Source organism: Gilliamella sp. B3482 (assembly GCF_026536805.1).
GTDB classification, from domain to species: Bacteria; Pseudomonadota; Gammaproteobacteria; order Enterobacterales; family Orbaceae; genus Gilliamella; species Gilliamella apicola_E.
The window spans coordinates 1-20,561 of sequence record NZ_JAFNNL010000001.1 but is presented as its reverse complement, the minus strand read 5'-3'; the positions used below and the strand labels follow the sequence as shown (position 1 = coordinate 20,561).

Annotated in this window: 38 protein-coding genes and 1 tRNA gene; 20 read left to right on the top strand and 19 right to left on the bottom strand. The window is 35.0% G+C overall.

Annotated elements, in window-relative coordinates; translation table 11 throughout:
• Positions 1–52 precede the first annotated feature (52 nt).
• The 19 genes from J3U18_RS00190 to J3U18_RS00100 form a co-directional block, all read right to left on the bottom strand.
• Complete coding sequence (locus tag J3U18_RS00190) at positions 53–256, bottom strand: hypothetical protein (RefSeq protein ID WP_267352622.1); 204 nt, start codon at positions 254–256, stop codon at positions 53–55.
• Positions 257–325: 69 nt separating this feature from the next.
• Positions 326–598: a hypothetical protein gene (locus tag J3U18_RS00185; protein WP_267352621.1), complete on the bottom strand. Its 273-nt coding sequence runs from the start codon at positions 596–598 to the stop codon at positions 326–328.
• A gap of 105 nt (positions 599–703) precedes the next feature.
• Positions 704–2,353, bottom strand: a complete 1,650-nt coding sequence (locus J3U18_RS00180; RefSeq protein WP_267352620.1) for a DUF4942 domain-containing protein — start codon at positions 2,351–2,353, stop codon at positions 704–706.
• A gap of 62 nt (positions 2,354–2,415) precedes the next feature.
• Positions 2,416–2,976: a hypothetical protein gene (locus J3U18_RS00175; protein WP_267352619.1), complete on the bottom strand. Its 561-nt coding sequence runs from the start codon at positions 2,974–2,976 to the stop codon at positions 2,416–2,418.
• Between the two features lie 13 nt (positions 2,977–2,989).
• Positions 2,990–3,397 (bottom strand): single-stranded DNA-binding protein, encoded by a 408-nt coding sequence (locus tag J3U18_RS00170; protein ID WP_267352618.1) that lies wholly within the window; start codon positions 3,395–3,397, stop codon positions 2,990–2,992.
• On the bottom strand, positions 3,387–3,680 hold the full coding sequence (locus J3U18_RS00165) for a hypothetical protein (protein WP_267352617.1): 294 nt from the start codon (positions 3,678–3,680) through the stop codon (positions 3,387–3,389). The genes J3U18_RS00170 and J3U18_RS00165 overlap by 11 nt, the downstream gene beginning before the upstream one ends.
• Positions 3,673–3,966: a hypothetical protein gene (locus tag J3U18_RS00160; protein WP_267352616.1), complete on the bottom strand. Its 294-nt coding sequence runs from the start codon at positions 3,964–3,966 to the stop codon at positions 3,673–3,675. Before J3U18_RS00160 ends, J3U18_RS00165 begins: the two co-directional genes overlap by 8 nt.
• Before the next feature lie 3 nt (positions 3,967–3,969).
• Positions 3,970–4,359: a hypothetical protein gene (locus J3U18_RS00155; RefSeq protein ID WP_267352615.1), complete on the bottom strand. Its 390-nt coding sequence runs from the start codon at positions 4,357–4,359 to the stop codon at positions 3,970–3,972.
• On the bottom strand, positions 4,352–4,531 hold the full coding sequence (locus J3U18_RS00150; protein WP_267352614.1) for a hypothetical protein: 180 nt from the start codon (positions 4,529–4,531) through the stop codon (positions 4,352–4,354). The genes J3U18_RS00155 and J3U18_RS00150 overlap by 8 nt, the downstream gene beginning before the upstream one ends.
• A gap of 39 nt (positions 4,532–4,570) precedes the next feature.
• Positions 4,571–4,888 carry a hypothetical protein gene (locus J3U18_RS00145; RefSeq protein WP_267352613.1) on the bottom strand — a complete coding sequence of 106 codons (318 nt, stop codon included), beginning with the start codon at positions 4,886–4,888 and terminating at the stop codon, positions 4,571–4,573.
• Positions 4,889–4,898: 10 nt separating this feature from the next.
• Positions 4,899–5,147: a hypothetical protein gene (locus J3U18_RS00140; RefSeq protein ID WP_267352612.1), complete on the bottom strand. Its 249-nt coding sequence runs from the start codon at positions 5,145–5,147 to the stop codon at positions 4,899–4,901.
• A 174-nt stretch (positions 5,148–5,321) separates the two neighbouring features.
• Positions 5,322–5,885 (bottom strand): Nmad5 family putative nucleotide modification protein, encoded by a 564-nt coding sequence (locus J3U18_RS00135; protein WP_267352611.1) that lies wholly within the window; start codon positions 5,883–5,885, stop codon positions 5,322–5,324.
• A 37-nt stretch (positions 5,886–5,922) separates the two neighbouring features.
• A complete protein-coding gene (locus tag J3U18_RS00130; RefSeq protein WP_267352610.1) occupies positions 5,923–6,534 on the bottom strand; it encodes a lambda exonuclease family protein in 612 nt (203 codons plus the stop codon).
• Positions 6,515–7,129, bottom strand: a complete 615-nt coding sequence (locus J3U18_RS00125; RefSeq protein ID WP_267352609.1) for a DUF1071 domain-containing protein — start codon at positions 7,127–7,129, stop codon at positions 6,515–6,517. The genes J3U18_RS00130 and J3U18_RS00125 overlap by 20 nt, the downstream gene beginning before the upstream one ends.
• A 13-nt stretch (positions 7,130–7,142) precedes the next feature.
• A complete protein-coding gene (locus tag J3U18_RS00120; RefSeq protein WP_267352608.1) occupies positions 7,143–7,319 on the bottom strand; it encodes a hypothetical protein in 177 nt (58 codons plus the stop codon).
• On the bottom strand, positions 7,320–7,709 hold the full coding sequence (locus tag J3U18_RS00115; protein WP_267352607.1) for a hypothetical protein: 390 nt from the start codon (positions 7,707–7,709) through the stop codon (positions 7,320–7,322).
• Positions 7,710–7,817: 108 nt separating this feature from the next.
• A complete protein-coding gene (locus J3U18_RS00110) occupies positions 7,818–8,222 on the bottom strand; it encodes a post-segregation killing protein PndC (RefSeq protein WP_267352606.1) in 405 nt (134 codons plus the stop codon).
• Positions 8,223–8,254: 32 nt separating this feature from the next.
• On the bottom strand, positions 8,255–8,524 hold the full coding sequence (locus J3U18_RS00105; protein ID WP_267352605.1) for a hypothetical protein: 270 nt from the start codon (positions 8,522–8,524) through the stop codon (positions 8,255–8,257).
• 474 nt (positions 8,525–8,998) lie between these two features.
• The gene (locus J3U18_RS00100) at positions 8,999–9,691 is read right to left on the bottom strand and encodes an XRE family transcriptional regulator (RefSeq protein WP_267352604.1); all 693 of its coding nucleotides are present in this window, start codon (positions 9,689–9,691) and stop codon (positions 8,999–9,001) included.
• A gap of 148 nt (positions 9,692–9,839) precedes the next feature.
• Here J3U18_RS00100 and J3U18_RS00095 point away from each other — a divergent pair, with 148 nt between their 5' ends.
• From J3U18_RS00095 to J3U18_RS00005, 20 genes are all read left to right on the top strand, one after another.
• Positions 9,840–10,055, top strand: coding sequence for a hypothetical protein (locus J3U18_RS00095; RefSeq protein ID WP_187755144.1), 216 nt, complete (start codon positions 9,840–9,842; stop codon positions 10,053–10,055).
• Positions 10,056–10,077: 22 nt separating this feature from the next.
• Positions 10,078–10,470 carry a hypothetical protein gene (locus J3U18_RS00090; RefSeq protein WP_267352603.1) on the top strand — a complete coding sequence of 131 codons (393 nt, stop codon included), beginning with the start codon at positions 10,078–10,080 and terminating at the stop codon, positions 10,468–10,470.
• 37 nt (positions 10,471–10,507) lie between these two features.
• A complete protein-coding gene (locus J3U18_RS00085) occupies positions 10,508–10,663 on the top strand; it encodes a hypothetical protein (protein ID WP_267352602.1) in 156 nt (51 codons plus the stop codon).
• Positions 10,645–11,460 (top strand): replication protein, encoded by an 816-nt coding sequence (locus J3U18_RS00080; RefSeq protein ID WP_267352601.1) that lies wholly within the window; start codon positions 10,645–10,647, stop codon positions 11,458–11,460. Before J3U18_RS00085 ends, J3U18_RS00080 begins: the two co-directional genes overlap by 19 nt.
• A 103-nt stretch (positions 11,461–11,563) precedes the next feature.
• A complete protein-coding gene (locus J3U18_RS00075; RefSeq protein WP_416380365.1) occupies positions 11,564–13,453 on the top strand; it encodes a toprim domain-containing protein in 1,890 nt (629 codons plus the stop codon).
• 29 nt (positions 13,454–13,482) lie between these two features.
• Positions 13,483–13,641, top strand: coding sequence for a hypothetical protein (locus J3U18_RS00070; RefSeq protein ID WP_267352599.1), 159 nt, complete (start codon positions 13,483–13,485; stop codon positions 13,639–13,641).
• Positions 13,626–13,772 (top strand): DUF1187 family protein, encoded by a 147-nt coding sequence (locus J3U18_RS11855; protein ID WP_416380364.1) that lies wholly within the window; start codon positions 13,626–13,628, stop codon positions 13,770–13,772. Before J3U18_RS00070 ends, J3U18_RS11855 begins: the two co-directional genes overlap by 16 nt.
• 2 nt (positions 13,773–13,774) lie before the next feature.
• A complete protein-coding gene (locus J3U18_RS00065) occupies positions 13,775–14,098 on the top strand; it encodes a helix-turn-helix domain-containing protein (RefSeq protein ID WP_267352598.1) in 324 nt (107 codons plus the stop codon).
• 2 nt (positions 14,099–14,100) lie between these two features.
• Complete coding sequence (locus tag J3U18_RS00060) at positions 14,101–14,343, top strand: DUF3310 domain-containing protein (protein ID WP_267352597.1); 243 nt, start codon at positions 14,101–14,103, stop codon at positions 14,341–14,343.
• Complete coding sequence (locus J3U18_RS00055; protein WP_267352596.1) at positions 14,340–14,699, top strand: hypothetical protein; 360 nt, start codon at positions 14,340–14,342, stop codon at positions 14,697–14,699. The genes J3U18_RS00060 and J3U18_RS00055 overlap by 4 nt, the downstream gene beginning before the upstream one ends.
• Before the next feature lie 66 nt (positions 14,700–14,765).
• Positions 14,766–15,218: a recombination protein NinB gene (locus J3U18_RS00050; protein WP_267352595.1), complete on the top strand. Its 453-nt coding sequence runs from the start codon at positions 14,766–14,768 to the stop codon at positions 15,216–15,218.
• Positions 15,218–15,385, top strand: a complete 168-nt coding sequence (locus J3U18_RS00045) for a hypothetical protein (protein WP_267352594.1) — start codon at positions 15,218–15,220, stop codon at positions 15,383–15,385. The genes J3U18_RS00050 and J3U18_RS00045 overlap by 1 nt, the downstream gene beginning before the upstream one ends.
• A gap of 366 nt (positions 15,386–15,751) precedes the next feature.
• The gene (locus tag J3U18_RS00040) at positions 15,752–16,051 is read left to right on the top strand and encodes a hypothetical protein (RefSeq protein ID WP_267352593.1); all 300 of its coding nucleotides are present in this window, start codon (positions 15,752–15,754) and stop codon (positions 16,049–16,051) included.
• Positions 16,048–16,506 (top strand): crossover junction endodeoxyribonuclease RuvC, encoded by a 459-nt coding sequence (locus J3U18_RS00035; protein WP_267352592.1) that lies wholly within the window; start codon positions 16,048–16,050, stop codon positions 16,504–16,506. The genes J3U18_RS00040 and J3U18_RS00035 overlap by 4 nt, the downstream gene beginning before the upstream one ends.
• Positions 16,507–16,515: 9 nt before the next feature.
• Positions 16,516–17,130 (top strand): hypothetical protein, encoded by a 615-nt coding sequence (locus J3U18_RS00030; protein ID WP_267352591.1) that lies wholly within the window; start codon positions 16,516–16,518, stop codon positions 17,128–17,130.
• Between the two features lie 241 nt (positions 17,131–17,371).
• Positions 17,372–17,596, top strand: coding sequence for a hypothetical protein (locus tag J3U18_RS00025; protein WP_065563285.1), 225 nt, complete (start codon positions 17,372–17,374; stop codon positions 17,594–17,596).
• The gene (locus tag J3U18_RS00020) at positions 17,589–17,897 is read left to right on the top strand and encodes a DUF1870 family protein (RefSeq protein ID WP_267352590.1); all 309 of its coding nucleotides are present in this window, start codon (positions 17,589–17,591) and stop codon (positions 17,895–17,897) included. The genes J3U18_RS00025 and J3U18_RS00020 overlap by 8 nt, the downstream gene beginning before the upstream one ends.
• A 27-nt stretch (positions 17,898–17,924) precedes the next feature.
• On the top strand, positions 17,925–19,187 hold the full coding sequence (locus J3U18_RS00015) for a hypothetical protein (protein ID WP_267352589.1): 1,263 nt from the start codon (positions 17,925–17,927) through the stop codon (positions 19,185–19,187).
• Between the two features lie 267 nt (positions 19,188–19,454).
• Positions 19,455–20,135, top strand: a complete 681-nt coding sequence (locus J3U18_RS00010; protein ID WP_267352588.1) for an endonuclease — start codon at positions 19,455–19,457, stop codon at positions 20,133–20,135.
• A gap of 96 nt (positions 20,136–20,231) precedes the next feature.
• Positions 20,232–20,322, top strand: a tRNA-Ser gene (locus tag J3U18_RS00005).
• Positions 20,323–20,561 lie beyond the last annotated feature (239 nt).

Below are 20,561 nucleotides of genomic sequence, written 5' to 3'. Positions count from 1 at the left end.
ATTGAATATCATTTTTATATAGTTCGCTATATTTAGTTATTGATTACCTCTACTAATAAAGCAACGCTATAATTTCGGTTACATCATCTAAATTCATAGCCCACTCTACAAAATCATCAGAATGCATAGCTGACGCAATATAACCGTCGCTTTCTTTACTAATTAAATCACAACTGATAATCAACTTATCTTCACCGCTTTTTACATATGCGAAACCATTGTGATTTATAAGAATCTTTTTTAATTGTTTAGTCATAATCATTTCCTTTAGATAATAGAAATCGCACACTGAATAATCAGCGTGAGAATTGAGTTAATGAGTGTGTTATTTGTCGAGGGTTAGCTTGGCTTTAATTGGGCGAACCATTGTTGTTTGTTCAAATGCAGTCACAGAACCATCATAAATATTAACTACGTATTCAAAATCTTTAGTATTATTTTCATTGATTTCATCTCTCTTTTTACGATAGAAAGCAAGTGTGTAGGGATCTAGATTAGATTTAATATAAAATTCGTTACCAAATGAAAAAACATCTCCGAATTCAATATATCTAAATTCGACTTTTTTATGATTCAATACTGTATCATCAATTTTCATTGTAATTACTCCGTGTGCACAATAAATAATCATCGCATTATTTTATTTTAAATTAATAGGATAGGGTGGATATCAAACGAGTTATGAACAGGTTTTGGGGATAAACTATACAGACTCTATCATTAGTAGTGATTTGTTTAGGTTGGTTAGTAGCGGATCGTTCAGATTGGATGTATATTGTTTTTCACCCTCGAACTCGTCTATAACCCGTTTTTCTTCACTGTCACAATCATTGTAAGTTTTCATTGCGTAGTCTGGCGGTAACCATGTTCGTTCACGCCCGACATATACATTAAAACGTCTGAGCAATGCCTCGTCTTTTACATAAAAATGCATAGTACCTTTTTGAAAAAGACGAACTTTAAACATAGAATTTTCAAAAAGATTTCTATTAGTTGTCTTACCTGCTAGATAATCATCATACCAAGCAGTGTATGCTTGGCTTAATTTTATTTCTGGATATATACCATTATTAAAATAGACAAATACCTTTTCGATATCATCTAATTCTTCTATTACTCTATAGTCTGCATGAAACCATGTTTTCGGCCAACCTTGTATGATTAAAATAAATTTAGAATTAATTTTGTAACCATTATTAGACTTCCAACCATTAAATAAATAAATATTCTTAGACTTTTCTGGATAGTAAGAACTTTTACGAGTTATCTTATCAAATAAAGCGAATATTGCATTTTTGAATAAATCGTTGCCGTTTTTTAAAATGTATTCATATAGTGTATTGATGTTATTACGTGAAAATTCCATGTTGGAAAAACGTCTAATAATATTGTTAAATGTGTTTACCTCTGCTGTTGTAAGTTTGTCCCTAAACTCTTTGCGGTCTAACAATTTTCTCCAATAGCGATCTTTAATAATACCATTTGCACGCCTTAACGCTTGATCAATACTCTTAATTGAATAAGAATGCGCGGTTTCTAATCTCTCTCCAATCGAGACATGAATTAAATCACGACAACCGTAGGACGCTTTAAACATTGTTTCACATGTGCGCATAATACGCTTTTGGTAATCTTGATACTCAAGTAACATATCGTCAATTGATTGATGTTTTTTAATGTTTTTAACTTCCGAGCCGTCTTTTAAATCAATGTCATAGTTCATCTTTTCATATTCATCACTAAATATCTTTTCAATATCTTGCTCTTTTTTAATATGAATTAGAGCTACCTCAACATCCGTTTTACGTTCTGATTCTGAAGTCGAAAAACCGCCATCAACATATTTAATTGTAGCATTGAGTTCGTTTAGTTTTTGGTTGAGTAAAATTCGATTGTTGGTGTATGGGTTTTTAAGTGTTTCAGCGTTCAATATGCATAGAATTTCGCCATCAACAACATAATTTAATGCGTGTAACAAATGTTTATCACCATTTTTAAATGGTGGATTCATGATAATCAAATCGTAGTTTTCAATAGAATTGAATTCGAGAAAATCACTACCAACAATTTCTAAATTTAAATTTTCATATTCATATCGCTCACCTGAATTTTTGATATTCAGTAGAATGCTAGATAAATTATGATCAATTTCACAACAACTAAATCGAAAAACGCGTCTGCCCCAAGTTGATGCGTCATCATAAAAATATTTTATCAAATCGCCTTTGCCAGCGCTTGGCTCTAAAATATAACTATAATTACTTTTATCTTTAGTTAACATTGAAAATAATTCAGTTGCCAGTTTTCGAGGGGTAGGGTAGAACTGATTATCATTATTCGGCAGATGTTTCATAATATTACTCACAATAAAAAACCGCTACATGAGCGGTTATATTAATAACTAATTGATTTAGATTAAGCGGCAAGTTGTTTGAAAAATCTTGCTAGTTCATCTTCTTCAACTTTGTAATCAAACCATTTGCTATTCCCAGATTTTGGGATTGATATAGTAGTTGCATTAGTTACTATCTCATTCGGCATAAGAAATACGTGTTCTGTTTCTAGATCATCATTTAAGGCATAAAGGACAAATAAGTCTGCAATATCTTTTTGTTTATTTACGCAATAAGACCATCTATCTGTTGATTTTTTATAAGACTTTTTATGTTGTAATTTTGAAGTTTTGACATCTACAGTTAAGTTGTAGACACTGAAGTCTATTGAAGCCTGAAATTGTAAATTATTGTTATCAACTGCAAACGGTACAGCTTTGTGGAAGCGTTGCTCGCCAATAACAGCCACTCTATCTATAGCCGACCCATATCTAGCTTTATCACCAGTTACAGTTACGCCAGATCGCTTTAAGTAGACATAAACAGTTTGCCAAGGGATGCCGACTTCAAGACCAACCAACTTTAAATTTTTAAGTCTTGAATATGACTCAATACATTTATCGATTATTTCTTGTTTATTCATTTATTGTCACTCTCTAAAACGGGATGGAATCGTCGTTAATATCCGTTTCTGGTGTTGATTGTGAATTGTTTTGTTGTTGCGATTGTTGCTGGCTAGGTTGAACTTGTCCATCCAATTTTTTAGTTGGTTGAATTTGATTTACACGCAAGCATGGTTTTGTGACTGTCACGCCGTTCTTTTCCCATTCTTCAACATAAAATTCACCACTTACAGCTACCAAATCACCTTTTTTAATATTTGGAGCAAAAATTTCTGCCACTTTGCCCCATATAACACACTTGATCCATGCTGTTTTTTGATTATCTCCGTAACCAGCTTTAACTGGTAAACTAAATTCACTAACTGCTGTGCCGTTTTGTAAATACCGTAATTCAGCATCCTGACCGACGTTGCCTGTTGCTGTCATTGTATTAATTGCCATTTTCTCTCTCCAATTGGTTTTTAGCATTTTCTAACGTCATCACCTTGTGCATCTCTTCAAGCACTAAGAGGAGCGATTCTTTCAATTCATCATCGTGGGCGCTCACCTTAAGTTCAACCTCGCTTACTCCGAATGTCATTTCGTCGGTAGGTTTTGGCGAGGATAAACAACTAAACGGTTCGTTTTCTAACTGATACAATGCCGATTCTTGAGTTTCGGCTTCAATTTCAAACTTGTATTTTGCTTCTGTGGTTATTACAAAAGTGCCTGTGAATCTAGTCATTTTCTTTCTCCCATTGGTTTTGTAGCTTCAGCAATATCTCTTGTTGTTTTTTAATTTTATGTTTTACAACTAACATCAAATACTTTATAGCATCATTTTTTTCACAAAAATAATTCATAACGCGTGGCGGGTAAATCCAACGGTTACCGCCATTATCATTTTCAATGGTAATGCAATTGTCATTGATCTCGTTAATTTTTGCTGTTTTAATGCGGGTCGATGGTGCGATAGCAATGTATAATAAATCACCAATTTTCAGTTTTTTCCATTCTTCAGGTGTAATCATAATTTACTCACTTTCTATATGTATTCCGATGCTGTTTTTGCCCTTACCGAAAACCTCAGAAACAGTATTGATAATTAGTTTCATTGTTTCGTTAGTGACACCCTCAACACTAATTTCAGATATTGCGCCGTCAACTCTGGCATCATCTATATTTTTGTATACTGTTTTGTCGTACAGTTCGATTTTTCTCGTTAAAAACATATCAAATGGCATTTCATATAAACTAAACCACTCAATAACCTCATCGCCCTCCCAGCAACACATCCAGTCACCGCCCTCACATTTGCTATCTATGCAATAGTGATAGCCCTCAACGCATTTGATTTTTGCTATGGGAATGTCATTATAGTCTGGTGGCTCTGTTTTAGCCTTACGCCAAGGAAATTCATCCATTAACCACCTCCAGCATGGCTTTTATTTCCTCGTAGGTTTCCTTGACAGGAAGCACAACTTCTTCGCCTAGGCGGATACAGGCGTTTGTGGTATAATCTGAAACGAAAAGGATTTGATCAACATTCACTAGCGTTTTCTCTCTACCGTCCGTTACCTCAATAAATTTAGACATTTAAACCCCCTAAAACCTAAAACCTAAAAATTAATTTGTTCATTTACACTCATTCGGTATATCGGGGCATGTTTTATGTTCCCACCACTCGCTACCGTCATATTCACCTCGTTCTAACCATGAGCCGTCATCAAGCCAAACATTTCCGTATAAATATTGACCGCCATATCCACTGTTATATTCAAAATTAATCTGGTTTAAAAATAAGTTAAGATCTGATTTTTCATAATTAATTTTTAAACACGCCTCTCCCTTGCATTCATCAATGTTATCTCCGTCAAATTTGATAACGGCACATTTTATCGGGATTCCTATCTCTCGAATGATTTTTAATAGCTCATTTTTTGCATTAGTCATTTAACAATCCTCAATTATTTGTGAATTTAGTTAAATCAGTCTCTGGTACTAACTCAATATAAATATAATTATCCAGTAGGGTGGGTACGTAGTACCATGGACACATCACACCATCATCATTGAACGCATAATAATTGGCGCTATCAGCGATCTCTGTTCTGATTCCGTCATATAAAACTGGGTCAAATTGATTGAATTTTGGAATGGGTAAATCAACGTCATAAATCTTGTCTTCCCAGTATTCTACCTTTTTACTCATTGAATTAACCCCCTCAGTTATTAAAATGTCGCTCTGTCGCCAACGGCGCGACTACCGCCATAATATGGGCTATTAAAACACCGACTTGCATATTTCAAACTAGCGGGCTCGGTCAAAAGGAAAACGTCTTTGCTAACACTAATTATCAACGCATATACCAGACGAAACAGTAAATTAAGAAGAAATGCCAAGCTTGTTATTTAAGTCTTCAATAACTACGGCAGGTAAATTGATGATAGCGATATCAGTTTCTATACCATCTAGAAAATTAACTGATTCTGGCCATATTTGTTGCAACTTCTTTAGAGTTGCACATCTATCTAGAAGAGCCCAGATTTCAAGCTTCAAATCATTTCTTTGTTTAATTAAACTATCTTGTTTAAGCTCTAAATCTAAAAATCGTTTTGTAAACTCATGCTCTGCTGTATAAGTGGGATTTTCTTTTAAATCATAAAAAATAACACCGTCTGGAGCATATAAATTTGTATACATTCCACCGAATGCACACTTAATGTAAGAAGTTTCAAAAAAACCTCTAAAATAAAACGGTAGTTTTTCTACACGTCCTACTATTTCACATATATCTTCAATTTGTTTATTTGTCGCGTTATCGTTATAAACATCAAGTGCCAATTTAGATAATTGGCTGCTCACTTCTGCCAACGCTTTATTTACTGGTGATTGTTCAATTGCTTTTCTACAAATTTTCTCTTTAATTCTTTTTGTTAATCTGGTCATTTTTTCATTCCTTATATAAAAGTCGTCACTTGGACGGCTAAACTGCTTCTATTTGCTTAATCCGTTCATCAAGTTCTTGTAGAAATTTAATAACTTCCGCTTCGATTTCTTGGGCTAAATTTTCGTCATAATAAATTCGAACACATTTGTAACTTAAATTGTCGGGTAATCTATCGTCATAACTCACAAAATCACACCATTTGCGACCTGTACAAATCATTTGCCATTGCATTTGTAATATGTATTCTCGTTTGGGTTTCAGTGACTGAATGAATTCTAAATGTGTCCATGTGTTAGGGCATTTTATTTCGATTAGTCCGTCATCATTTACTAGCCCGTCAGGACTAGCGCCAGCATTTTCGATTGAAGGGTGGGGGATAAATCCTACTTCTTTTACTGTTGCATCAAATTGGTTTAGTATGTACATTTCCCTTGCAACTGGTTCTAATTCCGTACCTCGTTGCATGGCTGTGTTAGTAAATGATTCGGCTGGTGTTTCAGTTAATCGCTCACAAATCAGTTGAGCCATGTAATTTTGACGAGATGCGGAATGCCCGTTTTTTTTAGGTTTTGCCATTACGTCACTAATCCGACTAGCAGTGACTTTACCTAGACGCGCGTTAAACCATTCATTCGTTCGCTGTTCCATTTGCGTCTGCCATTTTTGCTATGTTGTCATAGATACGACGTTTTTCGTCTGCTCCGATAAGTTTTTGGTCTTCAATTAATAATGATTTCCAAAACTCACCCATAGCATCAACTCCCTTTTGTGCGGATTGTTCAACCGCTTTTATTAATGATTCACGTTTTTTGTTCAACTCATCCTCATTAATTTTTTGCGCCTGTTTTTCTTCTTCTGGTAAATCCTCGCCAGCGTAAATATAAAAACCTAGCCCAAACATTGATATAGCTTTGGTCAAACACCGCATTTTCGCCTTATTTATGTCTACTGAATTAGGATTTTTAATGGCGTGATTTTTGAAGTCCATAACAGGTAACCACATAAATCGAGTTGCTTCGTTCTTGTCTTCTTTTATTGTCAAAGTGACACTTACCGTCATAGAGCCATCCAACTCTGTAGTTGGAGGGTTAATTGTGTACGTAGATTGTGGGTAGTGTTTCATTAATACACCCCAAGCCCAAGCCCACGACAAATATGTAAGACCGTTTTTCTTCTCTATTTTGTCGTTAACATTAATTGAGGACAGGGCGTCCCAGATTTTCTTTTCAAATGATTCTGCCATTTCCATATTCTCTCTAATTAGTTGCGATCTGTAGCATCCAATGAATCAACATAAACAACATGCCGATTGTTAGTACACATGTACAAAAAAGGGCGTAAATTCTTTCGCCCTCATTTAATTTATAATCATTTTTAAATCGGTCTGTTTCATGTACGTTATAGCCGACATGGTCTGTTGGTATTGTTTCCATTCATACCCCCTCAGGACGTCTCGTTAGAGATTTTCGCCAGTCGATACCGTCTGTGTTTAGAGCTAGAGCATTTAAGGCACATCCCTCCGAATCTTCATACCAACAGTAATCGCCCTTACTGGGTCTTTCCACATAAAACCACACACCACCGTCATTATCTTTAGCCGCCCATTTCCATTTTTTATCTATTATCGCCCAAATCCCTTTGGCGATAGGTAACTCGTGAGATTTGATACGATAGTTTGAATCCACATAAACAGCACTAGTGGCAGATGTTATCCACTCCTTGCCAATGCGATCATAAAGTTCAACCTCAACCCCCTGCATTTTTGCTAATAAAATCTGAACCATGTGTTCCTGCTGTGCATTTTGAGGTGTTAATTTATCCATTGTTTTGTTCCTCTTTTAACCAAGATTTGAAAATTCTGTAAAAAAGCCCCAAAGTTCGGGGCCAATAGGATGTAGCAATGTGCCGTCTTTCCGAGCTGTCAGTATTTTTTAACAGGCAAATGAAATTAATTCTTCTGTTAATTCTTGGTAGCCATTCGGAATATATTCTGATTCAACATGCCACTTGCCATCTTCAAATACATATAAATACTCTTCGTTACACAGCGGTCTTGTTGTCGATTCTATATAACCAGTATTTTTTTCTCCTCGATCACGTCCGTAGTAAACTGTATAACCATCAACAGGATTTTCATATGAATGTCCATTTGGTTTCGAACATTTTTTGTCAAGAGTTAACATGTCGCCGTGACTGACCAGTTCTTCAGCCAATTCTTGAGAGTCGTAATACTCAAATAGAATAGCTCCGTTATGAGCTAAATAACCATCCCACTGACAATAAACAGTTCTGTACACATCACCAACTTTTACACAAATATTTGATCTTGTTGCCATAATTTCTTTCCTTCCATTTAAAATCAGGCTCACTAATAGCAAGCCCGATCAATCATCATTTGTTCGTTATTAGATATTTGTTGTTCAGCTTGAATAAATGCTTGAGCATGCGTTAATTTACACATACACTCATAAAGCTCTTCACCATCAATCTCTTTAACATCCATCATTTCAATTAAAAATGATGTCAGCTCTTCAAAATTGATTTTACTAATCAGTTTTTCTTCTTCGTCATAAATAAAAGTACTCACATTGAATGTTGCTTTTTGCTGAAGCTGTTTTATTTTGTTTTGTTCTTTCATAACCAAACCCTTATTTATATTTCAAACTCAAGCGCACTCGTTGAATGCGCTTTGATTTGATTACTGGTACATGCCCCAGTATTGGCGCTGCGAATCAATTAGCCTCAGCCAGTGTTGCCTTGTTACGTGAGTTATCGACAGGTCTCCCCGATAAGTCCGTGCGAATTTTGCTCGCTAGGGTCTAAGCATCTTTATTACTAATCAATTCGACTTTTCTAATTTTTAAAGAGCTTGAAATTAAATGCGTTTAATCATGTTTAATTTCTATGTTTAATATTAAACACTTTTACACAAATAGTGTCAACACATTTGTTTAAAAATGTTTAATTATTTTGTTTATTTTTTTGTGTAAATAAGATAAGTTATTGATATTTAATAAATCGATTAATGATTGATTGGTTGTTTTTTAAACAATAAAGGACTGGGCATAAAAAAAGCCCTAGCGGGCTTTAGAATAGTATCTGTTAATTTTTATTAATCATCTAGAGAAGAGTGCCACCACATCCTTCCTAATACCTGAAAATCACCATTTTCTATTTGTTCTTTACTAACTATCTCGTCTGGATATGCTTGATTGAATGATCTTAATGTTATTGAACCGTCAGCATTTCTAATCAAAACTTTAACTTTCTGTAGATCGTAAACTCTTACAGCATAAATTTTACCATCTCTAATTCGAGTGTCAGCCATGTTAATTGATATTATATCTTTATCAAATAATCGAGGTTCCATACTGTCCCCAGAAACCTTTACTACTTTAGCTTTATCTATTGGTATATTTCTTTGTTTAAGTGTGGTTGCTCTAAATGGTAATGTATACATTTCTTGCTCCATGCTTTGACACGTCCCGTATCCAGCGGATAACTCAACGTCCAATACTGGGATTGTTATGAATTTTCCGCCTGTTTGTTCTTCTTTTGACAATGATTCCCATTCTATCGGGTTTAATTTGCTATCTTGTAGATTTTCATCTTCCCCATAAAGTAGCCAATTAATATTGTATCCAAGTTTATCCGCAATTAATTGCGCTTTTTTACGACTAATTGCCCCTCTACTTTCCCAATTGGTTACATTTTGTGGGGTAGTACATGCTATTTTTGCTAATTCACTTTTATTTATTGAATGATCATTCATTATTTTTTGAATGCGTTGAGTTACTGAGCTCATCGGGGGTCTCCTGCGATTTATGTTTATAATTTTACACAATCCGTGTAATCGTTCAATAAACAAAAATACATGTATATGTTGCAAAAATAAATTTTTATGTTTATATTATGTGTAATAATGTGTAATATATGTTTAAGGGGTGTTTATTATGACAGGTGAGTTATCACCAATTGATAAGGCAATTAGAGCTATTGGCGGAAATAAATCAGAATTAGCACGTCTAGTCGGATGCAGTCCATCTAATATCACGAACATAAAAGCGCGAGGAGGAAAAATCCCGTGTAGGAATAAAGAAATTCGTGACAAATGGCTAAGCGTTACAGGATTAAGTAAAAAAGAGTTATTTCCTGATCTCTATTCGTAATCACAATAAATTAGCAGGGAATATGTATGCAAATAATCAACCCAAAATCACAACAAGATTTAATAAATTTGATACTGAAACAGCTATAAGCGCAAGGTTGAGAGAAAAAAGCAAACTTTTGAAACATGTTTTTGTAAAAAAAGTAAATAAAATCATAAACCCAAAAACTAAAAAACCTTGTTTTTACTACACGCTAAGAGGATTAACAATGAATCCAACTGATTTTATTTATAAAAATATAAATCAATTATTAATCCAAGACGGTTTTAGTGAACTAATTGCGTCAAGCTCTGCAGATAAAGGTGTCGCTGAGTACAAAAGAAGATCTTGCGCATCACAAAACGGCAAAATCTTTGATGATTGTTTAAAAGCCGCTAGGAAACACGCAAAAGAATTGATTAAGTCAGCTCATTAGTTCGCACCTAATGAGCATAACGATTGAGAAATAATACATGAAACAGAATAAATCATATCAAAAGGCATGTCAACGGGCAGAAAAACCAGATGAATTAACGATGATTGATTTAGATCATCCTGATTTTGGTAAACGACTCATTGATGAGTTTAAAAAATTGAAAAGGAAGTTGCCATGTCCACAGCAAAAGTAATTGAATTTAAGCCTAGAGAGGGGCGTATGGCTGACTTAGACGATGGCTATACCAGAATTGCTAATGAATTATATGACGCTTTAATCGAAGCTGATTTAACTAAGCACCAACAAAAAGTTGCACATGCAGTTGTGAGACTTACTTACGGTTATAACAAAAAGAATGACCGTATTGCTGATAGCCAGATTGCCGAAAAGACTAAATTACCAAGATGCAAAGTTAACACCGCTAAAAATGAATTATTAGATATGAAAGTGTTAATTTTGGATGGCAGAAAGATAGGAATTAATAAAAATATTTCTGATTGGAATATAACCAAAAGTTACCAAAATAGTAACAAAATCCAAAACAGTAACAAAGTTACCAAAACGGTAACAAAAAATGTTACTGAAACGGTAACAACCCTATTACCGAAAACGGAACACACCAAAGACATTATATCCAAAGACAATAAAGACAATAATATATTGCTCGATTCTGCGTTTGAAATTTTTTACAAAGCAGGATTGCCAAAAGTCAGCAAATCAAAAGCAATTACCAGCTTCAAAACGGCATACAAAAACTGGAAATCAGAAAACAAAACCCCTGAGGGATTTGCGCAAATGTTGGCTGAAGATATTCAATGCAGGCTTAAAGCCAATATCTTCGGGTTTTCTAATCTACATCCAACTACCTATCTAAACCAAAAACGCTGGGAAGATGAATTGCCTGCAACAGCAAAGCCAAAGCAACCACAAATGTCACCCGAACAACAAAGAGAATACGACATGTATCTGTTTATGCGGGGTGAAGATTGATGCGTAAACAAATTAAAAAATTACTCATTGCAGGTTATGGGTACGGAATATTTAGCAAGGCATTTGTTGATTACTGGTTTAAAAAATTGGAGTTAAAAGCGCTATGAATATCAAAGAATTATCAAATCAGTTGTGGGGAAGAGCCGAAGATGTTGCTCGATATTTGTTGCCTAATGGTAAAAAAATCCATGGCGAATGGTGTGTTGGTGATCTGCAAGGTGACAAGGGACAAAGTTTAAAAATTAACGTTAGTGGTAAACGTGTTTGGTGCGAGTTTAACGGCGGTTTAGGTGGTGATTTATTAGATTTATGGGTTGCAGTAAGAAATATATCTATGCACAAAGCAATCCTCGAAGCAAAAGAGTTTTTAGGTATTCAAGATGAAAATTCATATTTTGAAAAGCCTAAAAAGCAATTTAAAAAACCTGAGAAAAAAGGGATTTTATCGAGCAGAGGTTGCTATGCCTATTTAGCAGCAAGAGGAATTTCAGAAGCAACAGCTCGGCTATTTAGAGTTGTGGATGCAAAAGTATTTAACAATGAAACAAAAACTGAAATTGACGCAATTGCATTCCCTTACATTCGTGACGGTGAAACGTTGCAAATAAAGCGATTAGGGTTAGAGCGTAACGGTAACAAAAAAATCATTATGGCTGAAGCTGATTGTGAGCCGTGTTTATTCGGTTGGCAGGCAATTAATAATAGCGAAAGAAACATGGTTGTTTTGTGTGAGGGTGAAATTGACGCAATGACCATAAGTCAATACGGGGTACCTGCGTTATCAGTGCCTTTTGGTGGTGGCTCTGGAGCCAAACAGCAATGGATCGATTATGAGTATGAACATCTTGATCGATTTGAAGAAATATTTATTTGTATGGATAACGACGAGGCAGGGCAGTTAGCAGCAAAAGAGATCGCCACAAGGCTTGGTTATCACCGCTGTAGTTTTGTTCATCTACCGAAAGACTGTAAAGACGCCAATGAATGTTTAATGAAAGGCGTTTCAAGAGATGAATTTATTCAGTGCATCGTAAGCGCGGAAAAATTAGATCCAACAGAGCTAAAAAGAGCGGGTGATTTTACTCAAGGCGTTCTTGATGCTTTCTTTACCCCTGAACAATACATGTTTACGTCAAGCGTTGAAGGATTAGCAGAAAAACTAAAGTTTCGTAGCCATGAAGTTACGGCTGTTAACGGCGTAAACGGTCATGGTAAATCGCAATTAGTCGGCAATTTTTCTTTGGATGCTATTAAATCAGGATTAAGAGTCTGCATTGCGTCATTAGAACTTAGACCTGCAATATTACTAAAAAGATTGGTGCGACAAGGCGTATGCACACCAGAGCCAGAGCGTGAAGATGTGGAAAAAATAATGGACAAGCTCAACGATTCTTTGTGGGTTTTTAATGTAACAGGTAAGGCAAAAACTGAAAGGCTTTTAACCGTGTTTAAGTACGCTCACAAAAGATATGGAGTAAAAGTATTTATCATCGACTCTTTGATGATGTGTGGCATGGCAGAAGATGATTATAACGGTCAAAAAGCATTTATAGAACAACTATGTGATTTTAAAAATCAAAATGATGTGCATGTGTTTTTAGTCACTCATCCAAGAAAAGGGGAAAGTGAAGAAAAACCAGTAGGAAAAATGGATGTAAAAGGCACTGGGGCGATTACAGATCTTTTGGATAATCTTATAACAGTTTGGCGTAATAAGAAAAAAGAAGAACTAAACGAAAGAATAGTCAAGTTTCCAAACATCGAATTAAGTGAAAAAGACGAAAAATTACTAGCCTCTCCAAATACATTACTTTCAGTAGATAAACAAAGAGAGGGCGAGGGTTGGTGTGGAAAAATATCGGTTGAGTTTAATGCATATACAAACCAGTTTTTATCTAGCGATAAACATACACCATTTAACTACCTGTACAACAGACCACAGAACGAGGTTTTATCGCTGAAAAAACAGAGTAGAACATGCGAAATCCGCTAATTAATCACTGCAAAAGCGGACGCTATCACATGTTAGACAAAATAGCATATGACTATGTTACAGAGATTAAAAAGCCTGGTGCAAATATAGCAAAAATTAAACATGAACTAGTCGAACAAGTTAAAAAATATTCGGAAGAAGAAAAGGAAAATTTAAGGGGATTGATACAAAAATGGCTTACAAAATAACTGGGGTAATCATTAAAAATGGACAGCAACCAACTAATTGGACGCGATTTACTAATAAAAAATTAAGTCACCAGAGTTGTGAGAAAATGGTAGGCGGTCAAATTATTGAATTTAAGTGTGAGAGGGTTTAGAGATGAGTGATTTAGTTGTAATAAGTGGCGTAGTTATCGTGCCACCAGTGGAACGAGCTGGAGAACTCGGAAAGTTTATTGCTAAAACTAGAATTGATTTAGGGTTTACTCAGTCTCAACTGGCGAAAAAAATGGGTGTGAGCAGCACAACAATATCAATGATTGAAAAACGAAAAAAGCCAATTAGCGCAGAGTTAATTGAGGCGTTTTTTAATGCGGTGAATCTTGATGCTGGTGAACGAACTAATTTTATTCAACTAGCGGTGACGAATAACGTAGCAATATACGCAGAAAAAACTATAAAAAAATTAGTGTGTAGAGGTTGATTATGAACGACAACGTAAAAAATCCAAAACACTATCAAATAATCGAAGGCATCGAATCTATCGACATCATAGCGCGTAGCATGACTGTAGAGCAGTTCAGAGGGTTTTGCCTCGGTAACATTCTGAAATATCGAATCAGGGCAGGTAAAAAAGATGCGTTAGAGCAAGATATCGCAAAATCAAACGAGTACAAGAAGATTTTTGAAAATAAAAAACATATGTGTGTTAGGGATATAAATGCATGAGTAGTAAATTTTTAATAAAAATTTCATACACGTCAATCATAGTCATAGCCATTCTTATGTCTAAATTGATTAGCGAAAACTTTATAGTTATACCAAAAATTGTGTTTTGGTTTGAATGTTTCATTTTGTATTTGGCTACTCTCATTTCTTATGAAAAGCTTATTAAAAACTGGGATTATTTAACCAATTTTCATATAGCTTGGAACTTGATTTATGCCATTTTATCGACCTTTTTTATTGCGTTTGAAGGATGGTTTGTCCTTTTATGTTTTTACATTCCAGCTCAGATTTTTGGTCTAACAACATTAATCAAGTTAAACCAAATGGTTGCGAATAAGGAGTTAGCAGATGAGTGATGAAGCGATTGTAATGATAGTTACATTTCTTTTTTGGGGATTTGTGATTTGGAGGGTAACTGAGTAATGGAAAAAAAGAAGGTTTTTAAATTAGTTAGCAAAACAGTAAAAAACAATTTAATTAATTTTATTCGCTCATTGCCAGTTGATAGTAAAAACCCGCTAGTAGTTTGCATTCAGGAAATGACTAGAACGTTAGAGCAAAACGCCCGTATGTGGGCAACATTAACAGACATATCCAAGCAGGTTGTTTGGCACGGTTTGACATTAACGGCAGAGGAATGGAAGCACGTTTTCACAGCAACACTTAAAGGTCAAAAAACCGTACCAAATCTAGACGGCACAGGCTTTATTGTTTTAGGTCAATCAACACGAGTTATGAGCAAACGAGAGTTAAGCAACTTATTAGAACTAGCGTACTCATTCGGCGCAGAAAAAGACGTTAAATGGAGCGAGAAAGCAAAATCTGATTTATTAATATTTGAGTGGTACAAAGACCAACTATCAAAGGTGGCATGATGAAAGATGAACACAAAGAGCAGCTAAAAAAATATGATGAAACCGAACAAGAATTAGATAGGAAGCTCGAAATAGTAAGAGAGCAACGCAGAGAATACATAAATCAGCATGATTTAAATAAGGTTGATGATGAGCAGGATATTAAAAATTATTTAAGGGGCACATGATGAAAGCATTATTTTTTACATTTTTTATGATTATTTTTATTACAGCGGGGTTTATGTTCATGGCGTACGTTGGTTGTGGTGGATATTTTCTTAATAAAGAAGTGGGATTTACTGGAGGCATTTCCTTCCTTTCTAGTTTGATATTCTCGCCGAGTATTTTCGATTTTTATAACGACTATGTGGATTAAAAATGCCAAAAAAACACAAACTAATTAAAACAAGTTTTAAATGCCCAGAATGCAAGGGCGAATGCTTATACAACGTTGGTTTAGATTTATTTGTTTGCAATCGTCCGCTAATGACTGCAAACGGCGATGTTAAAGGCTCTTGTGGTAAGTTTTATGACAATGGAGAGAGATTCAAATAATGCTAAAGCAGCAAGTTTACCGCAATAAGAAATGGCTTGACGCTGTTAAATCAATTGAATTTTGCGTCTTATGTGGGTGTTATTGTCAAACTCAGCCAGCACATAGAAATGAAGGTAAGGGAATGGCGATGAAAACGGATGATTGCGCATGTGCTGCATTGTGTAATCAATGTCATTATCAAATCGATAACGGTAAAGAACTAACAAGAGAAGAAAGGCGAATTTTATTAGATAAAGCTATTGTATTAACGGTTATTCAATTAGCAAGGTGTGGGAAAATAGGGGTAATGAAAGCATGATTTTAGGTATCGATCCTGGTTGTTCTGGTGCAATGGTTGTTCTTGATGATGTCGGAAATTTTATTGACGCAATGAGAACACCAACTATAAAAGACGGCAAACAAAGCAAAGTTAATGGTGCTGCTATTGTACGTTTTTTGGAACAACACCAAATAACACATGCCTACATTGAAAAAGTTCACTCAATGCCACAGCAAGGAGTATCGAGCACATTTACATTTGGGCATAGCGCAGGAGTAGTTGAAGGGATTATTCAGGGATTAAATATTCCGTACACCATGGTAACCCCTCAAGCATGGAAAAAATCTAATAATTTAGTAGGAGCGGATAAAGACGCATCCAGAAGCAGAGCAATACAACTCTACCCAAGTTTAAAAATGCTTGATAAAAAAGGCGAAGGGCAAGCCGTTGCTGATGCGTTATTGATAGCTCGTCATGGTGCAAATATTAAGTAGAGGTAAATAGTGCTAGCAGAATACAAATACATTGATGATGAACCAAAAGAGGTTGTAAAACCAGTCACACAAGTTCGATTTAAGGTTGACTATGATATCACCGATATATGTACTCGATTTGGTAACTGGTCAAGGCGTGGGATTTATTTAAGGCAAAACACGCCGTCTTATTATCAATCTCAGCCTAAAAAATTAAGAGAGGTTTGTTCCGACAATGACGCAATGCTGATTGATAAAGCATTTTTATCGATTCTAGCTTTAAATATAGCTCAGTCAAAAAATATCTATGACATTCTGATGTTGCATTATTTCGGTGAAAAACAGGTGATTACTGATTATTTGTCAACAAGCGGACATGTCAGAAGCGAATGGAAAAGATTGGCTCAAGATGTGCACGGCGCACCGAATTTCAAACAATTGTCGCGCAAAATTAGGGAAGATAAAATTTATATAATTAAACCTTTATCAGTACAATTAATCGCGGACAAAATGCAAACAAATTGGAATGCGGTAGATAAATTGAAAAAAAGTGGTGAAGATTTTTTAAATGGATACTTTTTATCGCTGAAAGCAAATGCAGGTATTGAGCTAGAGATGTTAAAAGATAGATATATTTACAATTGACATTATTTAATGCTTGTTTATAATATTGATATCAATTTATTTTTATACATAATTTTGTCCTAATTTGTTAAGTGTGGATAAAATTCCAAACCTCAGATCTGCAACATCTGGGGTTTTTTTTGCGAAAAAATAGCACAAAATGCTAAAAACAATAGTTGGCTTGGTCGCGTTAGCGACCTATAATGTACTCATAGATTCGGAACTGGTTCGAATCAACCCTAGAATAAGAGGAAATAAAATTATGTTAACTATTACATTAAATAAAAAAGATTTTGCTCACAAAGATTTCATTGTTGATTTTTTAGAAAATGAAATAAGAGATTTAGCTCTATCGATTGATTATAAAATTGTTGAAGGTGAAGGTGCTAGCGTTGATTATCCGCATGATGAGATTTTTGCATCGAAAGTTTTTAGCGTTTTAAATCGCGCAATCGATACCGTAAATGGAAATATTTATCATGACTAATGTCGAATTAAAGGCGCTTCGGCGTCTTTTTTTTCTAGATGTGTCCGAAGCGGCTCAATTTATTGGTGACTGCCATGTTCGCACATGGCAAAGATGGGAACAGGGAACAAGAAAAATCCCAGAGGATGTAATAAAAATGATGAATCTTCTTAAAGAAGATCGACAAGAAATATTAGCTATGTTACTCAATAAAACATATAAAGATGTCACAACTAATGATTTGCTAAATGCTAGATTAGTAGAATCCGTTAAAGCTGAACTTTTAGCTAAAAACATTATTGATAACACAAGTATTGATTAATAGCAAATAGCTCAAAATGAGGTAGCTATGATAGTAACACATTCAAACAAATTCCAAACACCTAGAAGCAAAGTTGTCGGCTGTGTTTTAAATTCCGCTTTAGATATCCCAGATTTTTTTATTAGTTCTAATCATGTTAATCAGTCTAAAAAATACTGGGCTAACCCAGTTTCAGCGGCATATTATCGACAAGCAAAAGAAATAGCAGAGAAAGCCAATAAAGGCGATGAAGTAGAAAATTGTTTCCCCGATTTTATCGACGGATTTACTAAACAATTATTTTTAAAAACTAATAGCGGGTACATTGTTCATTCTCCGTTGCCTTCATGTGCTTTAGTTGATGAATTCACAACAAAAGCGCGTGAGTATCATCAAAATTTAATAAACAAATATTTAGCTGTTAAAAAAGCGATGGAAGCAAAAAAAAATAACAAACCAGTTAAGTTTTTTGGGTCATGTTATTTTAATCATCAAATACAGCAAAACGGCGTCACGCTTGGTAATCGGGGCGAACTGGCTGTAAAACATGGCGGGCGACTTTTTATAAAAGGAGCCCCTTTTTCGGGAGTGTTTAAGCAGAAAAAATTCAATTATTTGCTACCTGAAGACAGAAAATATTTATATTTCTACGGGTCATTAGATAACGCTAATTTGAATTCGGGATTTATTTCTTCGGGGCTGCCAGCAATTACGGCTATCGGCGGGATGATTGAATCGGTTGAATTAAAATTAAATTATGATAAACCCATACCGTTTGCTTTCGGTTTAAAAAACCATCATATGTCAAGAGGAGGAAAGCTCGGCTCTTCTCTGGGGGCGAAAGGAAGCGTTGTGCCCCTTTTAGTTTGTGAAGAAAAAACAGGATCATTAGATTTTGTTATAGTACTAGATGTTACTGATTTTAATAGTGATAGCATCAAAAATGAGCTTATGAAAATTACAAGACTGGCTGGGGGTTCTATTTTTAACTATAAAATAACAACCGAGCAAATCAGCGAAGAGAAAGAATACTTTTTTATAAGAAAATATACTTTCAAAATGCAATGGGCAATAAAAAGTGGTGATGTAATTAATTACATTATTACGCGCAGGTTGCACCCACTAGCGTGCGGGTATGCTTTACTACAAAAGCCTTGCGAAAAACATGGGGTTAGAGTTGGTGATAACAATGAAACATATGAACATGCATTTAGTGAAGTGCTTTTTTTACCGGTTAGAATAAGTAAAAGATTGGATTATAAATCATTTTTTCAGCGTCAAATCTACAAAAATTGCATGGCTTATATTTAATTATTTATTGTTAACAATTTTTTATTTTTCGTAAAAATATTACCGCTGAATAAGCCGTTAATAAATATGATATTACGATATATAAATTACCGCTGAATAAGCGGTTTATAACCGTGAAATTACTATATATTAATTACAACTGAATAAGTTGTTTATAAAAAAAGCTTGACTTCTTAAGAGTTAAGTAGTATAAAGTACTCAGAATGGTATTTTTGTATGTAAAGCTCGCTGATGCGGGCTTTATTTTTTATTGCTTTAAATGGATTTATGAAAAAGTTTTTTGTTACCCTGTTATTTATTCCTCTATTTTCTCACTCTGCGCAAAACTTTAATGCAGCAAAAACAAAACTAGTTCAGTTATATAAATCAAATCCTCAGCAAACCACATTTTATTGTGACTGTGAATATTCATGGACAGGTAAAAAAGGCATTGTCGATTTTAGTAAGTGCGGATATGAGCCAAGAAAAAATGAAAATAGAGCCAAACGCATTGAATGGGAGCATGTTATGCCCGCCGAAAACTTCGGCCGACATCTACAATGCTGGCGAAACGGCGGGCGAAAAGAGTGTAAAAAAGATTCTCGATTCAATGAAATGGAAGGCGACTTGCACAACTTACAACCGTCCATTGGAGAGGTAAATGGTGATAGGTCAAATTTCAGATATTCGCAATTTACAAAAGAGTTCACTCAGTACGGACAATGTAAAAGCGCTGTAGATTTTCAAACTCGTAAATTTCAGCCGAGAGAAGAAATTCGCGGTATTATAGCTCGGACATATTTCTACATGTCAGATAGATACAATATCAATTTATCTGATTCAGAACATAAACTAATGACTGCGTGGAATAAAATGTATCCGCCGAGTAATTGGGAATGCGAGCGTAACAAACTAATAGAACAAATTCAGGGTAATGATAATAAATTCGTTACTCAACAATGTAATTAAGCCGACTTTCGTCGGTTTTTTTATGCCTATTTTACAATCAGCATTAACACACATCAAAACACTATATTTACGCTGATTGTGTTTTTTATAAAAATTGGAGGGTTGGCAGAGCAGGTTTAATGCATTGGTCTTGAAAGCCGACGGGAGCGTAAGCTCCCCGTGAGTTCGAATCTCACACCCTCCGCCATATTTAACAGTCCCCCTCATAACCTCTACACAATCTGGATAAATCTGGGTTGTGATACGTTTGGGGGCGTCTCAAGACTACTCTAAGGCGCGTCCATTGTAGCTACGCCGATTGATCACGGCGTATTGTATTATGAATATTAGTAATTTACACACATCACAGAATCGGTAGCAATGCTAGACACACACATAACTAAACATTAGCTAGTACGCTACCTCTCATTTAATTAACACGAAGAT

What these genes read in the sequence shown, in the direction of transcription:
- J3U18_RS00075 (WP_416380365.1), top strand. Translation starts at nt 11,564, where the DNA reads ATGAATATCAAAGAATTATCAAATCAGTTGTGGGGAAGAGCCGAAGAT.
- J3U18_RS00155 (WP_267352615.1), bottom strand. Translation starts at nt 4,359, where the DNA reads ATGGATGAATTTCCTTGGCGTAAGGCTAAAACAGAGCCACCAGACTAT.
- J3U18_RS00010 (WP_267352588.1), top strand. Translation starts at nt 19,455, where the DNA reads ATGAAAAAGTTTTTTGTTACCCTGTTATTTATTCCTCTATTTTCTCAC.
- J3U18_RS00190 (WP_267352622.1), bottom strand. Translation starts at nt 256, where the DNA reads ATGACTAAACAATTAAAAAAGATTCTTATAAATCACAATGGTTTCGCA.
- J3U18_RS00065 (WP_267352598.1), top strand. Translation starts at nt 13,775, where the DNA reads ATGAGTGATTTAGTTGTAATAAGTGGCGTAGTTATCGTGCCACCAGTG.
- J3U18_RS00080 (WP_267352601.1), top strand. Translation starts at nt 10,645, where the DNA reads ATGTCCACAGCAAAAGTAATTGAATTTAAGCCTAGAGAGGGGCGTATG.
- J3U18_RS00130 (WP_267352610.1), bottom strand. Translation starts at nt 6,534, where the DNA reads ATGGAACAGCGAACGAATGAATGGTTTAACGCGCGTCTAGGTAAAGTC.
- J3U18_RS00090 (WP_267352603.1), top strand. Translation starts at nt 10,078, where the DNA reads ATGTATGCAAATAATCAACCCAAAATCACAACAAGATTTAATAAATTT.
- J3U18_RS00150 (WP_267352614.1), bottom strand. Translation starts at nt 4,531, where the DNA reads ATGTCTAAATTTATTGAGGTAACGGACGGTAGAGAGAAAACGCTAGTG.
- J3U18_RS00180 (WP_267352620.1), bottom strand. Translation starts at nt 2,353, where the DNA reads ATGAAACATCTGCCGAATAATGATAATCAGTTCTACCCTACCCCTCGA.
- J3U18_RS00170 (WP_267352618.1), bottom strand. Translation starts at nt 3,397, where the DNA reads ATGGCAATTAATACAATGACAGCAACAGGCAACGTCGGTCAGGATGCT.
- J3U18_RS00145 (WP_267352613.1), bottom strand. Translation starts at nt 4,888, where the DNA reads ATGACTAATGCAAAAAATGAGCTATTAAAAATCATTCGAGAGATAGGA.
- J3U18_RS00015 (WP_267352589.1), top strand. Translation starts at nt 17,925, where the DNA reads ATGATAGTAACACATTCAAACAAATTCCAAACACCTAGAAGCAAAGTT.
- J3U18_RS00125 (WP_267352609.1), bottom strand. Translation starts at nt 7,129, where the DNA reads ATGGCAGAATCATTTGAAAAGAAAATCTGGGACGCCCTGTCCTCAATT.
- J3U18_RS00175 (WP_267352619.1), bottom strand. Translation starts at nt 2,976, where the DNA reads ATGAATAAACAAGAAATAATCGATAAATGTATTGAGTCATATTCAAGA.
- J3U18_RS00050 (WP_267352595.1), top strand. Translation starts at nt 14,766, where the DNA reads ATGGAAAAAAAGAAGGTTTTTAAATTAGTTAGCAAAACAGTAAAAAAC.
- J3U18_RS00135 (WP_267352611.1), bottom strand. Translation starts at nt 5,885, where the DNA reads ATGACCAGATTAACAAAAAGAATTAAAGAGAAAATTTGTAGAAAAGCA.
- J3U18_RS00160 (WP_267352616.1), bottom strand. Translation starts at nt 3,966, where the DNA reads ATGATTACACCTGAAGAATGGAAAAAACTGAAAATTGGTGATTTATTA.
- J3U18_RS00185 (WP_267352621.1), bottom strand. Translation starts at nt 598, where the DNA reads ATGAAAATTGATGATACAGTATTGAATCATAAAAAAGTCGAATTTAGA.
- J3U18_RS00045 (WP_267352594.1), top strand. Translation starts at nt 15,218, where the DNA reads ATGAAAGATGAACACAAAGAGCAGCTAAAAAAATATGATGAAACCGAA.
- J3U18_RS00055 (WP_267352596.1), top strand. Translation starts at nt 14,340, where the DNA reads ATGAGTAGTAAATTTTTAATAAAAATTTCATACACGTCAATCATAGTC.
- J3U18_RS00110 (WP_267352606.1), bottom strand. Translation starts at nt 8,222, where the DNA reads ATGGCAACAAGATCAAATATTTGTGTAAAAGTTGGTGATGTGTACAGA.
- J3U18_RS00085 (WP_267352602.1), top strand. Translation starts at nt 10,508, where the DNA reads ATGAAACAGAATAAATCATATCAAAAGGCATGTCAACGGGCAGAAAAA.
- J3U18_RS00140 (WP_267352612.1), bottom strand. Translation starts at nt 5,147, where the DNA reads ATGAGTAAAAAGGTAGAATACTGGGAAGACAAGATTTATGACGTTGAT.
- J3U18_RS00025 (WP_065563285.1), top strand. Translation starts at nt 17,372, where the DNA reads ATGTTAACTATTACATTAAATAAAAAAGATTTTGCTCACAAAGATTTC.
- J3U18_RS00020 (WP_267352590.1), top strand. Translation starts at nt 17,589, where the DNA reads ATGACTAATGTCGAATTAAAGGCGCTTCGGCGTCTTTTTTTTCTAGAT.
- J3U18_RS11855 (WP_416380364.1), top strand. Translation starts at nt 13,626, where the DNA reads ATGGCTTACAAAATAACTGGGGTAATCATTAAAAATGGACAGCAACCA.
- J3U18_RS00035 (WP_267352592.1), top strand. Translation starts at nt 16,048, where the DNA reads ATGATTTTAGGTATCGATCCTGGTTGTTCTGGTGCAATGGTTGTTCTT.
- J3U18_RS00040 (WP_267352593.1), top strand. Translation starts at nt 15,752, where the DNA reads ATGCTAAAGCAGCAAGTTTACCGCAATAAGAAATGGCTTGACGCTGTT.
- J3U18_RS00120 (WP_267352608.1), bottom strand. Translation starts at nt 7,319, where the DNA reads ATGGAAACAATACCAACAGACCATGTCGGCTATAACGTACATGAAACA.
- J3U18_RS00095 (WP_187755144.1), top strand. Translation starts at nt 9,840, where the DNA reads ATGACAGGTGAGTTATCACCAATTGATAAGGCAATTAGAGCTATTGGC.
- J3U18_RS00100 (WP_267352604.1), bottom strand. Translation starts at nt 9,691, where the DNA reads ATGAGCTCAGTAACTCAACGCATTCAAAAAATAATGAATGATCATTCA.
- J3U18_RS00115 (WP_267352607.1), bottom strand. Translation starts at nt 7,709, where the DNA reads ATGGATAAATTAACACCTCAAAATGCACAGCAGGAACACATGGTTCAG.
- J3U18_RS00105 (WP_267352605.1), bottom strand. Translation starts at nt 8,524, where the DNA reads ATGAAAGAACAAAACAAAATAAAACAGCTTCAGCAAAAAGCAACATTC.
- J3U18_RS00070 (WP_267352599.1), top strand. Translation starts at nt 13,483, where the DNA reads ATGTTAGACAAAATAGCATATGACTATGTTACAGAGATTAAAAAGCCT.
- J3U18_RS00060 (WP_267352597.1), top strand. Translation starts at nt 14,101, where the DNA reads ATGAACGACAACGTAAAAAATCCAAAACACTATCAAATAATCGAAGGC.
- J3U18_RS00165 (WP_267352617.1), bottom strand. Translation starts at nt 3,680, where the DNA reads ATGACTAGATTCACAGGCACTTTTGTAATAACCACAGAAGCAAAATAC.